At 43.9% G+C, this 12976-nt stretch carries 10 protein-coding genes and 1 pseudogene; 2 read left to right on the plus strand and 9 right to left on the minus strand.

The annotated features are described in order from the left end of the window. The first annotated feature begins 5 nt into the window (after nt 1-5). A complete protein-coding gene (locus tag AC58UU_RS19280) occupies nt 6-1046 on the plus strand; it encodes a ParB/RepB/Spo0J family partition protein (protein WP_497318355.1) in 1041 nt (346 codons plus the stop codon). A gap of 4 nt (nt 1047-1050) precedes the next feature. On the opposite strand, the gene AC58UU_RS19285 is transcribed toward AC58UU_RS19280, so the two are convergent. The 9 genes and pseudogenes from AC58UU_RS19285 to AC58UU_RS19325 all read right to left on the minus strand — a co-directional run bounded on the left by AC58UU_RS19285 (nt 1051) and on the right by AC58UU_RS19325 (nt 11406). Next, nucleotides 1051-1563 carry a GNAT family N-acetyltransferase gene (locus AC58UU_RS19285; RefSeq protein ID WP_497318357.1) on the minus strand — a complete coding sequence of 171 codons (513 nt, stop codon included), beginning with the start codon at nt 1561-1563 and terminating at the stop codon, nt 1051-1053. A 35-nt stretch (nt 1564-1598) separates the two neighbouring features. After that, complete coding sequence (locus AC58UU_RS19290) at nt 1599-2585, minus strand: phosphotransferase enzyme family protein (protein ID WP_497318359.1); 987 nt, start codon at nt 2583-2585, stop codon at nt 1599-1601. Between the two features lies 1 nt (nt 2586). Then, the gene (locus AC58UU_RS19295) at nt 2587-4092 is read right to left on the minus strand and encodes an amidase family protein (RefSeq protein WP_497318361.1); all 1506 of its coding nucleotides are present in this window, start codon (nt 4090-4092) and stop codon (nt 2587-2589) included. Nucleotides 4093-4287: 195 nt separating this feature from the next. Beyond that, on the minus strand, nt 4288-5031 hold the full coding sequence (locus tag AC58UU_RS19300) for a phytanoyl-CoA dioxygenase family protein (RefSeq protein WP_497318363.1): 744 nt from the start codon (nt 5029-5031) through the stop codon (nt 4288-4290). 132 nt (nt 5032-5163) lie between these two features. Next, a complete protein-coding gene (locus AC58UU_RS19305) occupies nt 5164-8412 on the minus strand; it encodes a response regulator (protein ID WP_497318364.1) in 3249 nt (1082 codons plus the stop codon). Between the two features lie 31 nt (nt 8413-8443). Next, nucleotides 8444-9148 carry a response regulator transcription factor gene (locus tag AC58UU_RS19310; RefSeq protein WP_497318366.1) on the minus strand — a complete coding sequence of 235 codons (705 nt, stop codon included), beginning with the start codon at nt 9146-9148 and terminating at the stop codon, nt 8444-8446. Nucleotides 9149-9297: 149 nt separating this feature from the next. Then, nucleotides 9298-9771 (minus strand): annotated as a pseudogene (locus AC58UU_RS19315) (EAL domain-containing protein); the annotation flags it as partial. Nucleotides 9772-10099: 328 nt separating this feature from the next. After that, entirely contained in the window at nt 10100-10594 is a 495-nt protein-coding gene (locus AC58UU_RS19320; RefSeq protein WP_497318368.1) for a CYTH domain-containing protein, read from the minus strand. Between the two features lie 266 nt (nt 10595-10860). Further along, a complete protein-coding gene (locus AC58UU_RS19325) occupies nt 10861-11406 on the minus strand; it encodes a GNAT family N-acetyltransferase (RefSeq protein ID WP_497318370.1) in 546 nt (181 codons plus the stop codon). 237 nt (nt 11407-11643) lie between these two features. Here AC58UU_RS19325 and AC58UU_RS19330 point away from each other — a divergent pair, with 237 nt between their 5' ends. Beyond that, on the plus strand, nt 11644-12915 hold the full coding sequence (locus AC58UU_RS19330; protein ID WP_497318372.1) for an erythromycin esterase family protein: 1272 nt from the start codon (nt 11644-11646) through the stop codon (nt 12913-12915). Nucleotides 12916-12976 lie beyond the last annotated feature (61 nt).

Raw genomic sequence — 12976 nt, forward strand, 5'->3', positions numbered from 1 at the left:
TGAATATGAATATACATGAAATTCCCATGCATTTAATTGACGAGGATACAGATCAGCCCAGATATCAATTCGATGAAGAAGCGCTCCAAGAATTAATGAAAAGCATCGAGGAGATTGGCTTACTCTCTCCGATTAAAGTGAGAACAACGGCTGACAATCGGTACAAAATTATTTACGGGAACCGCAGATACAAAGCTAGCAAAATGCTGGGACGCCCCACCATGTCCTGTATCGTATCGACCGTAACGGATGAGTTGGAGATTTATTTAGAACAGATTGCGGAGAATCTGACAAGGGAAGGCTTTTCTCCCATTGAGGAAGCCGAGGCCTTCCACAAACTTATGAATGATTCCAAATTCAGTTCCTCTATTAAATACCTTTCTAGCAAACTTGGCAAGCCGGAAACTTACATCAAAAACAAATGTGATTTGTTAAAGTTTGGAAATTCAGTCAAGAAGCTGATCGTGAGCGGCACGGAAATTCGAAAGGACAAGTTGACCGAAGATCAGTTGCTGCCTATCAAAGATTTACCGATCGAGCACCGCGATCCGCTTGCTTTGATTATTGCCAGAGATGAAATGCCTGTCAGTGATGTCAAAAAGATTGCTCGCATGTTCAAAGATAAAGATATTTCAGAAAGCACCAAAGGAAAGCTTCTCTATAAAACAGGTCATGATCTGGTCGAAACTTGGTCCGTCTTTCAAAACAACCGAGCAGAACGAGCCAAGCCTGCAGCTGCAAAAGCCCCGACAAAAGTGGAGAAAGCGGAGAAATCCAAGGAAATAGTCCCGGACAATAAAATAGAAATGCCGATACAAAGCGGGCTGCCTGCAGCTTCAACTAGTACAACAATTAGCCCAATTCAAAGCAAACTTCTGCAAATGCTTAACGCATTTCCTGCAGCTAGTGATTTTCAAATTGAAGCCTTAGACGTCGATGCTCATGATAAAGAACAATTTCTGAATGATCTCAATACCTTAGTCGGTAATTTGGAAAAGCATTTGGATGCGTGGAAAAAAGTTAGAGAGCTTGCCGTTACCAAATAACATACTAGTCTAGTACTTCAAGCTTCTTCGCATAGCAATGCCTTAGAAGACCGCCATACATCGGGCGGGTGAATTGAAGTGTGAAGCCAGATGTTTCTAAGTTTTGCCGACTTATAGCATTGTCAGGATGTACGGTTGCGTAGAGATATAACATACCTTTTTCCCGCGCGCGCTGTTCCCTCAAGGCATGAAAATGCCGCTGCAGCCCTTTTCCCCTGACCGACTCATGGACAATGGATCCTTCTAGAGAAGCAACTCTAGGTAGATCTGCTTCCGGCACTCCAAACTCTCGTCCGAGATTATTGGCACTTAAACCGGGAAATGCGATAACGGTATAAGCAACAAGCTTTTCACCTTGAAAAGTGCCATACATCTCTCCCTTGTCTTGGACATATTCGTATAGAGCCTCCAAGCGGTCCATCGAATAAAGCGCATCAGACGGAAGACGTGACACCACGTCCATCATTAGTGCTTGTACTTGCGGTATATCTGGTTGCCATAAACGCCTTATTTCCAAGTTGTGATCCTCCTCATGTTCCGTTAATTAGTAGGTCACCATGGATTGCTGAAACCAAGTCTCATTTCGTCCGTCATTTTCATGAGCTTTAATTTCAATCCTGCATACCATGGTGGCGTATTTGATAGATCACTATCCTCCAAAGCTGTTAGGATCCTTGAAAAGCTATAGAGCTTAGAGAACCTTAGGAGCTTTGGAAAGTGTTCTATCATTTGCTTGTCTAATGGACAAATCGCTGTATAGCCTCTCAGAAAACATTCTACCTGACTGCTGGAATCCCTCTCTGTATTATCCAACACGTCAGCAAGAGCTGCAACAATATCCATCGCATACCAATGATACATAGCATCATCAAAATCAATAACATGAAATTGCGACGTACTTGCATGCCAGAAAATGTTATCCTGTTGAAAATCATAATGAATGAGACCATACTCATGCTTGGATTGCTTTAAAGAATAAAGCCAAAGCCTCAGGTTATCCAGCTCCATCAAGGCTTCTTTTTCATGTGGATGACGATCTAATGCCACTGCAATATGATCCAGTCCATCTCGCCAATCCTTACGCTTTATTTCTTTTGGTGGTTCATATTCCTGTGACCTTACATGCAAGCTGCCAAGTGATTTCCCCCACGCCTCCATCTGCGAATTGTTCATTTGATCATAATCTAAACTTTCCCCTTCCGCATCACTGAAAACAACACCAATATATGCCCCTTCAATTGTCGTTACTCTTTCAACTAGCTTACCCTCGCTAGAACGTATAGGCACAATTGTAGGATAATGAGATAAGGCTAAGTAATTTATGAAATCAAGTTCAGCTTCTATTTGCTCCAGGGTCTGTGCTCCTTCAAAAGAAAACCTCAAAAAGTATTTCTTACCTTTATTTTCAAATCGATATACGAAGTTGGAGCTTGCTCGCCAAACTTTTAATGTTCCATCCTTATGTTCCCATAACCGCATGAATGCCTTAGCCACATGATCGTCGGTTAATCCAACAACCATCGTTCTTAGATTCAACATTTTATTCTACCTCTATTTTCGCAGCAGTTGCTAACTCGGGTTGAATGCGATGTTTCGTCGCCTGCTCAAACCCATAAGCAATTTTTATCAAAGTGGGTTCGCTAAATGCCGTTCCTACAAAGGTAATCCCTTGTGGTCCCTTCGTTGTGTACCCGCCCGGTGCGATAATCCCCGTTGCAGCATACCCTCCCGGTATAGTAATGGACGGGTAACCTGCTCTTGCCGCAAGATCTGCCCCACCCTCAGCCCCTAAGAATAAGAGTGCATCCAGTTGATGCTCCTTTAATGCATGATCAATCCCCTGCTCACGCGACATCTCTTTATCCCTCTTTTTGCTGTCCAAATAGGCTTGTTCCGTTAGCGTCCCGCTCGTTTTCTCAGACCAGATTAAAGTTCCTTGCCCATATTTCAATGCTTGATCTGCATGCGCTTCATTATAGGCGATCACGTCTGCCAATGAATGGACGGGTATCTTGCCTAACAATTTGGATAAATAATCATTCAAGTCTTTCTTAAATTCATACCTCATGACATTGCCATCCCAAGGCGTCTGCTCACATGGAAGCACCACCGGATCAACAATTGTGGCACCCTTTTGTTTCAAAACGGCGATAGCCGCCTCTACAATATCAAGCCGAGCCTTGTCTAATTCATGATAATAAAATCTCGGGATCCCTATTCTAGCTTGCTGCAAATAATTGGCATCTAAGAATTGGGTGTAGTCTTGGAAAGAACGCCCTTTACTCACTAACGTCTCAACATCGCGCTCATCCATGTTGGTTAAAGCGCCGAGCAAAATCGCTGCATCGCTGACCGTTCTTGCTATAGGCCCCGCTGTGTCCTGACTATGAGCAATTGGGATGATGCCCGTTCGACTAACTAGTCCAATCGTTGGCTTAAGGCCAACTAAGCTATTCTGGCTGGAGGGGCTGATGATAGAGCCCGATGTTTCCGTTCCAATCGCTACTGCTGCTAGATTCGCTGCCGTGGCCGCTGCTGAGCCCGAGCTTGAACCGCCTACGAATAATTCGCCAGGGCCGTAAGGATTTAAGGTGAGACCACCTCTTGAGCTATAGCCCGCCCAAATATCCCCTGACATGTAGCCTGCCCATTCAGTCATATTCGTTTTACCAAGCAGCACAGCCCCCGCCGCTCGAAGCTGATCTGCAACGAAGGAATCGGCGGCTGCGAAGGATTCCGCTAATGCGATAGAACCGGCGCTTGTATGCATACGATCGTGTGTATCGATATTATCCTTCAGCAGAATAGGGATACCATGCAGGGATCCACGGCTGCCCTTCACTTTTCGTTCTTCATCTAAAGCTTTGGCTATGTCTATAGCGTCTGGATTTATTTCTAGAATAGTATTTAATATAGAATCATACTTTTCTATGCGGATTAGATATATGCGAACCAATTGTTCCGAAGTAACCCTACCTGCACTCATTGCATGCTGCATACTTGCTATATCTGCCTCGATGATCCATTTCTCCAACTCAATTTCCATTCATCTATCTCCTTCTAGTTCTTAGTCTTATTAACACTGTTCTCTGTAGGGTATGAAGTTCCTGTATGTGTAAGTTGGGGAGTTTAATTATAGTTATTTTTGAACGCTCATATATTTGTGTATGTGTAAATAAAATAAGCTAACCTTTTCCAGCCTTGGCTGTAAAAAGAGTTAGCTTTCTTCTTATCAACGTTCTTAGAACAACGGAAATTTTTCTCTCAAATCTTCCCTCTGAGTTACAAACGAATCCTCGCGAATGTAATGACATACATAGGAGCGTCGCCAACGGTCTTTGCTTCGATTCTTATTGGACGAATGGATGAGCAGCTCACTAAAGAATAGGATATCTCCTTTTTCCATCTCGACCGGGATTTGCTTACTAAGGTCAATGCCTTCTGTCTCGTCTGTCCATGATTCGTGCTCTTCTATATTTTTCACTGCACCATGAGGCAGCAGTCCAAGCTTATGTGTGCCAGGGATGACCCAGAGGCATCCATTTTCGATATCCACGACTTCTTCCAAAGCAATCCAAGCGGCGATCATCGTCATGGGATCATTCTTAATATAGTAATAGTCCTGATGCGAGGCCTGTCCCGGTGAACCTGGTTCCTTGTAGAAGTACATACTTTGCACACAGTTAGCCTCTCTGCCCATTAATTGAGCTAGCGCACCTCGAATGATGGGAAGCTTCATCATTTGGCGAGAAAAGCTGTCATGCTTATGTGGATTAAACAACCGCAGGGAGAACTTTTTGCTTTCTTCACAGGCTGCCCAATTGGGTATTTCTGTTTGGTTACGAATATCAAAGATGTGTCCATTAAAGGCATCAATGAGATCGCTGCTGCAGCCTTTCTTTATAAGCAAATACCCATCTCTTTCGAACTGCTCATATTGCTCTTCTGTGATAGGTGACATACGATCTTGTTTCCTAACAAACATGGCAGCTATCCCCTTCCTGTTTATGAAAGTAATAAGTCTTTCCTTACCTTCATCATACTGCCGGGGTCATCATTCAACAATGGCTGGAATTATCACATTTGTATCTGAAATTGATATAGGCAGTTCCACTCACTAAGAAGTTTCATTTGGGATAAATGTGATAATACGCTCTATTTCCTCTGCCACTTCGATGAGCTGATCATGGAAATCTTCTTTTTGCAAAACGGCAAGTTCCAGGTAACTTGCAGCATCATGTAAACGATTTGCGGAAATACTTCCGGCAACTCCGATTAGTGTATGTATAGCCCTTTTGACAGCCTTCCAATCCTCATCAAGGATATTTAGCGTTAGCTGCTCGACAAAAGTTTTATAATTTTTCTTGAACAACTGAAGCATGACGACTAAGATGCTTTCTTTTCCTTCTAGACGGGTAAGCGCAGCTTGCCAATCAATTGCTTCTATGTGCTTATAAAAATGGATTGTGTTCGTCTGACTAGCCCCTATTGAAGTAGATGGTTCTATCCATTTACTAATCACACTAAAGAGACGTTTTATATCCAAAGGCTTACTAATGACGTCATTCATTCCATAACGGATATAATCTTCATGATCCTGTTTAACTACGTTGGCCGTCAGTCCAATGATGGGGATATTCATATAGTTGGGGATTTGACGAATGTGCGCTGTCGCTTCAACACCGTCCATGATCGGCATGTGAATATCCATCAAAATCAAGTCGTATTCGTCGAGTTCCAGTTTTTCAATGGCTTCCCGGCCATTTTCCGCTATCGTGATCTCAAATCCATGCTCCTTTAGAAACTCCATGGCAACCTGCTGATTAATTTCGTTATCCTCCACGAGAAGAATTCGCCCTGACTTGCTAACTCTGGAGGATATGGCCTGCAAAGACCTGCTGCTTCTTGGAGATTGATTGTGTGGATTAAACAGGGATTCCAACGTTTGATAAAGCTCTAAACGGCAAATCGGTTTAACCATGACGGCATCAGGTCTTGCGCTATTCGGAAGTTTCAGCATTTCTTCTTTACCAAGCGGTGAAGTTAAGCAAACAACAAGCGTTTGATCTCTTGGGATCGACTCGATAAAAGTATGCCATATATCTATGCCATACATATCTTCAATTTCCATATCAAGCAGGATACAATCGTACCTGTCGTTATCGGTCCCAAACCTCTTCATCCGTTCAAACATATCTTTCCAGGAAGGCACCTCCGAAACGATTAAGGCAAAAGACTCCAAAGTGTCCCGTAAGCTGCTGCGCATCAGAGGATGATCTTCGACCAGCAAAACTTGATACGTCATATGCTCTTTCGTTAAGTCCCATTCATCTGGGTCAGCGAGTTCTATGACATGGAAAGGCAGTGTAAATTTAAATCTGCTTCCTTTACCCTCTACACTCTCAGCTGTTAAAGACCCGCCCATAAGCCCTATCAAATGCTGGCTGATCGTAAGTCCCAATCCAGTTCCCCCATATTCACGACTCGTAGATCCATCTGCCTGAGAAAAAGGATCAAAAATAAAGGCCAAGCGATCTGAAGATATACCTATTCCACTATCCTCTACGGTAAAGCTAAGCATAATTTCTTCTCTGGACGTTTGTGGTTCCAACTCAATTTGGAGCATCACATAGCCCTCTGAAGTAAATTTGATCGGATTGCCGCAAAGATTAAGCAGTACTTGCTTCAGTCTCAGCGGATCCCCAAGAATATGGTTGGGCAGTTCAGCGGCTGTATTAAAAATAAGCTCGATCTGGCGACTATCTGATAAGACACTTAGTATGCTGGAGAGATCCTTAAGAAGTTCATCTAACTGAAAGCCAGTACGTTCAACTTCGAGTTTTCCCGCTTCTACTTTGGAAAGGTCAAGAACATCGTTAATAATGCCTAGCAGCGTATGGGATGATGATGTTATTTTATGTAGATAATCCTTTTGATGGTCTGAGAGCGCGGTTTTCCCGAGAAGTTGAGAAAGACCAATGATACCGTTCAGGGGAGTTCTAATTTCATGACTCATTTTGGCAATAAATTGGCTTTTAGCTTCATTCGCTTGATCGGCGGCATGCCGCATGGTTACCTCTGTGAAATCATGAACCGTTCCAACAATACCTTCCAATTCGCCACTCGCATCATGGTAGACCGAAAGCGTGACACAATAATCTCGAAGAGCACCTGTAGAGGACGGAAGACTCATTTCAAACCGTACGTTACCACCATTCAGGATGACTTCTTGGAAATGGGAATCCCAACGAATTTGCTCCGCTTCCGGGAGAAACTCGGTAATTTTTTTGCCCAACATGTCCGCAGCTGTCGCATGGGTCATCAGAGAAACGATTTGATTAACAGAGGTAATATCGCCTTCCTTCGTGAATCCAAGAATTCCTTCCTGTGAATTCTCAACTAGGATACGATAACGTGCTTCACTCTCCTGAATACGCCGCTCTGCTGCTGTTCTCTCTGTAATATCTGTCGTAGAGCCGATGACTTCGACCACCTGCTCACCTTCAAATATAGGCTGTAAGGTTGTAAAGGCGATCTTTCCCTTTATTTGATACTCATAAGCAACTTTGTTCCCCTTCCATGCTTCTTCAAATTTCCCAACTATAAACGTTGTGAATTCGGTAGTAAAACTTTTGATTGATTGAATATTTCTACCTAATAAATCTCGTGGATGTAGTCCGAGATTTCGTAACAACCGGCCATCAATCATAGAATAAATGAATTCATTATGAATTTTCTTAAGTTTAAATGTAATGCCGGGCTGCAGCCGAAGAATATCCATCAACTCTTGTTGGATATGACTTACCTGACTCCTTAGCTCCTCTGCCCTTAAGAAATAGCGGATTAGCGCTGCTGCGAATAAGCCCCCTCCCAAATGCAGAAGTAAAGCTGGAATGACTAACTCGAAAACAGGAATATGATAGATGAGCACCATATCAACGAACAAAACGCTGATAGGACACATAATTAATAATGTCCATTTTCTCCAATAACCGTGAATGTAATGATTAGTTAGCGCGGTTACCGCAAATATGAGCAGTCCCAGTGTAGAGATTCGAAAGAAAACATTAGGATCTATCATCGTCCTGCCAATAATCATAATCATGGTGGCAATAAAACCAGAAATTCCTCCACCAATGAATGTTGCCATCAGAATGGCAATCGCTTTTAAATCCAATATATGTCTGGCAGTAACATGTACGCCAAGAAAAGTTAGAATGACACCATAGATCCCATGCATCAGCCCTGCTATTATGCGATATTTCCATCTTGATGTGGCTTTTAATCTAGGAGAATAGAAAATCTCGATAGACAAGAAAATAAAAACAGCCAGTATCGAGAAATTGTTCAGTAGATCTTTGAGCACTGCTACTCACCTCATCGCTTAGTTGCGCACCTTAAATAGCTGAAAGATGGACAAATTTATAACCAACACCCCAGACGGTTTTAATATACTGAGGTTCCTTTGGATTCTGCTCTATTTTTCTACGGAGATTCGTAATATGTACATCAATCGCTCGATCATTCACGATATCGCCCATCCGATATAAAGTATCTATAAGTTCATCGCGTCTAAACACTCTGCCAGGATAGTGAATAAAACGTTTCATAATTTCAAATTCCGAATTGGTGATATCAATTTTTTGATCTTTGATCACAATCAACCTGCGCTCTACATCCAGCGTAAAGTCAGGATATTGTGACTCTGTCCCTTCCGACACACCGGCAGCAGGAACCTGTATGTCCGCCATACGAAGCGAGGCTTTGATCCGTGCTTTTAACTCTTGCATGCTAAACGGCTTACAAAGATAGTCATCAGCCCCAATATTAAAGGCCTCCACCTTCTCCTTAATGTTTGTTTTCGTCGATATCACAATAATAGGAACGGAACTTAGTCCCCTAATGGCCCCGCATAGCTCTAACCCCTCATAATCTGGCAACACCAGATCCAATAAAATCACATCAGGCTTAAAATGAACGATTTCCCTCAATCCGTCATGTCCAGTTACGGATTGCTTCATTTCAAATTGATCTTCTGAAAGATACATGCTTATCATTTGTCCTATAATGATGTCGTCTTCGATAATAAGCACCTTAATCACTAAAATCCCTCCTTTATACCTATTTTTCTTCTATCATCTATTATAATATGTCGAATTATGGCAGGTCTACACTATTTTTTACCAGAATTATGAAATAACAAAAAAACGCCACAGAACCGATAGTCGCTGTCTTGGCGTTAGGATGATTCTTATGTATTCGCAATTCGATTGCATGAAAACCTATGAAATATCTCGGGTACTTCGCTTGCTTCTACCGGGCGGCTAAATAAATATCCCTGTACGGTGTCACAATTGAATTCCTGCAGAATCTTTAAATTGTCGTCGTTCTCTACCCCTTCTGCAATCACAACTAGCTTTAGGTTACGTGCTAGCGCAATGATCGTATTTACAATAGCTGCATTGGTAGGACTAACCGAGATATCCTTCACAAAGGATTGATCAATTTTCAAATGATGGATCGGGAATTCTTTCAAATAACTGAGCGAGCTGTAACCCGTTCCAAAGTCATCCATAGCTATCTTCAGACCCATGTTTCTAAAGCTATTTAAAGTTGTTAAGGCAACTTGAACATCCATCGTCATGCTTTCCGTTATCTCTAATTCTAGATATTGCGGTTCGAGTCCCGTCTCTTGAAGTATGCTGTTAATCTGTTCTTTGAGAGACTGATCATTTAAATCTTAGCTAAACATTATTTTTCCTAATAGTTCGCTAACGAATCTAACACTTTCACTCTGCAAAAAAAAGCGAAAAGACCAAGATCTGACCCCAATTGGGTCATAAACTCGGCCTTTATCTTATAGTTGTTACATATTCTGTCAGACATGCTTGCTGTTCATGGCAATCGTTACAGCGAGCGCCGCTAGATAAAAGGCTAGAGGCGATTTCCTGCGCCTTACAAGTCCTTTTTTCACGTCATATCCCTCCTTACAATTGGAAATATCTTGATGAAAATTATTAACCAATTGTAAGGAAATCGAAACAAAACTTCGTTTATCGTGTCGTCTGCAGTTTGACCCACATCGACTTATTTCGGAATTCTTCCTCCGCTCCTAACTCTCTCCCAAACCAAGAAGGTATTACAAAGAGCCGCGCAGCTTCAACATCTGGAAACTCGACTTCGACAACCAGGAGGTCTACTTGTTTATATTCATCAATTTCAAAATGGAGCCCCTGAACATCAACCGTGGTGCGAATCTTCTCCAATGGAATTAACCCCGTACGTTCAAGCAGCTGCTTATATATAGGCTCCGATATGTTGTATTCAATCTCTTCCCGAACCAAGCCATGCCCCGATTTGAACGTATGTGTAAAATGAGACAATCCAGAACTATCCACCAGCTGACGCACTCTGATTTCTTGATCTTCCGAGAAGGCCAAATATGTTTGATAGATGTACTGTTTTGAAACTAGCGTTATCTCATTATTGTCCAGTTCAGCCGCAGGGAACGCGGGTAATAGGAACTTTCTTTCGATTTCGGCACTCATTGGTGTGACCCCTCTCCAAACAAATCATTTTTTCTTCACCATTTTACCACGCAATCATGAAAAAGCCTCCCATAAAGGAAGCTCTCCCCCTTCTTATCGATTAGACTGGTTCAAAGATCGGAATCGAGCCGGTGATACCTCATTCACGCCCGAAACATTTTACCAAAATGAAATTCATCGGCACGCTTATCGATTGGTTAATGAGATTTATCGATCTAAGGTTAAATGAAAGAGACCTAGCCGACGGGGCTAGGTCTCTTTTTTGATTAGCGAGAGTCGCTTTCCAATATGGCAAACATCACGTGGTCCCGCCAAACGCCTTGAATCTTCACATTCTCCCTGGCTAGGCCCTCCTGACGAAAACCAACCTTCTCCAACACCCGGATAGATCCGGTGTTATGCGGCATTGCCCCAGCTTCGATCCGATGAAATCCCGCCTCCTGGAAGGCGTAATCCAGCACAAGGTGGATGGCCTCTGTCATATAACCTTTGCCATTGTAACCTTCATCCAAGCAATAACCTAGGATCGCTTTCTGCAGCGGTCCGCGAACGATTTCGAAAAGGGAAGCTTCCCCTATGAGTTCATCGGTGCCTTTAAGGAAGATACCGAATGAATAGCGCCGCCCCTCTTGATCGGCCTGCTTCCAGAGTTCAATACTGCTGGCTTGGTGATCCAGCGTGTAGAACGACTCCAGCCGTGTCGGCACCACCTGTTCAAACAATTGCCGGTTGCGCAGCATCAACGCCAGCAGAGCTTCCGAGTCTCCAATTTCAAAGGGGCGGATGTATAACCGTTCTCCTGTGCGAATCATTTTGTCATCATCCTTTCTCTATAACAAAAAAAGGGGACCTAGCCAACGGGGCCAGGTCCAAAGTTTATATTAAAAAAGGGGGGTCTTGTTTATTATAATACACCCAATATGTTAGAGAACTGTAACAGGAATGTTCCAATTGTGTTACAAAAAAGCGAATCCATTCGAATCGCTTTTTTTGTATGCACTTTTGTACATACTACAGAATGTAAATCTTTAGGAATAGGAGTCAAACAAGTGAAAGTTGAAGACGCCATTGTGGAACAGATTAGACAGCAAGCTGTGCAGCTGAGCACCTCCGAAGATTTGGATGTATTAGTAGAGGCAATCGGGGACAAGAAGTACGTTTTACTCGGTGAGGCAACGCATGGTACATCGGAATTTTATAAGCTGCGCATGGAGCTAAGTCGTAAATTGATTGAAACGAAAGGTTTTTCTTTTATTGCTGTCGAAGGCGACTGGCCATCATGTTATGAGATTAACCGCTATGTGAAACAGTACAAGGATGCAAAGCCGAGCTCCCGTGAGGTATTGGAAACTTTTAATCGCTGGCCGACTTGGATGTGGGCGAATGAAGAGGTTGGGGAGTTGATGGAGTGGCTCAACCAACACAACGCTGATAAGCCGATGGAAGAACGAGTCGGGTTTTACGGTTTAGATGTCTATAGTTTATGGGAGTCACTAGAAGAGATCGAACGTTATTTACAGGAAAAAGGCACACCTGAGCAGTTAGCTCTGGCGCGGAAGGCATTTGAGTGCTTCGACTCTTATGAGAAGGAGGGACAAAATTACGGGGTCTCCGCGGCTTTTTACGGCGAAAGCTGCAAGGATGAGGTTGTGAAGCTGCTTCAAACGCTTCACGCGAAACACGTGCGGTACGAAGAAGACAGCGAAGCAGCACTTAGCGCGGAATTGAACGCGCTTGTTGCTGTGAACGCTGAGGATTACTACCGCACCATGGTTCGTCATGACGCGGAATCGTGGAACGTCCGCGACCGACACATGGTCGAGGCGCTGCGCCGCCTCGTCGACCACCACGGCCCAGACGCCAAAGTCATCGTCTGGGAGCACAACACGCACGTCGGCGACGCGCGTGCCACAGATATGTTGGCCGACGGGATGGTGAACGTCGGCCAGCTCGTGCGCGAAGCGCACGGCGAAGCCGATGTGTTCGCCATCGGCTTCGGCACTTACCGCGGCACGGTCATCGCCGCGACATCCTGGGGCGCGCCGATGGCGACGATGCAAGTGCCACCTGCCCAGCTGGGCAGCTGGGAGGAGCTCTTGCATCGCGCCGGCGCGCACGATCAGATCCTCCTGCTGAGCAAGGAGGATCCCATTCTCGGGCACGAGGTGCTGGGGCACCGTGCCATCGGGGTCGTGTACCGCCCTGCTCATGAGAGAGGGAATTACGTTCCCTCTCTTATGGCTCGGCGGTACGACGCCTTCGTGCATGTGGATGAAAGCCATGCGCTTCATCCGCTAACCATAAATAAAGTGCTTGTGTGAATTCACACAAGCACTACCTATCCAAACTTCGATGCTTGCACACTCTACAGCGTACAACTTA

Source organism: Paenibacillus sp. JT22N1, assembly GCF_059692155.1.

Excerpts from the sequence above, each read along its gene's own strand:
- AC58UU_RS19300 (WP_497318363.1), bottom strand. The coding sequence starts at position 5,031 with ATGTTTGTTAGGAAACAAGATCGTATGTCACCTATCACAGAAGAGCAA.
- AC58UU_RS19280 (WP_497318355.1), top strand. The coding sequence starts at position 6 with ATGAATATACATGAAATTCCCATGCATTTAATTGACGAGGATACAGAT.
- AC58UU_RS19295 (WP_497318361.1), bottom strand. The coding sequence starts at position 4,092 with ATGGAAATTGAGTTGGAGAAATGGATCATCGAGGCAGATATAGCAAGT.
- AC58UU_RS19325 (WP_497318370.1), bottom strand. The coding sequence starts at position 11,406 with ATGATTCGCACAGGAGAACGGTTATACATCCGCCCCTTTGAAATTGGA.
- AC58UU_RS19320 (WP_497318368.1), bottom strand. The coding sequence starts at position 10,594 with ATGAGTGCCGAAATCGAAAGAAAGTTCCTATTACCCGCGTTCCCTGCG.
- AC58UU_RS19290 (WP_497318359.1), bottom strand. The coding sequence starts at position 2,585 with ATGTTGAATCTAAGAACGATGGTTGTTGGATTAACCGACGATCATGTG.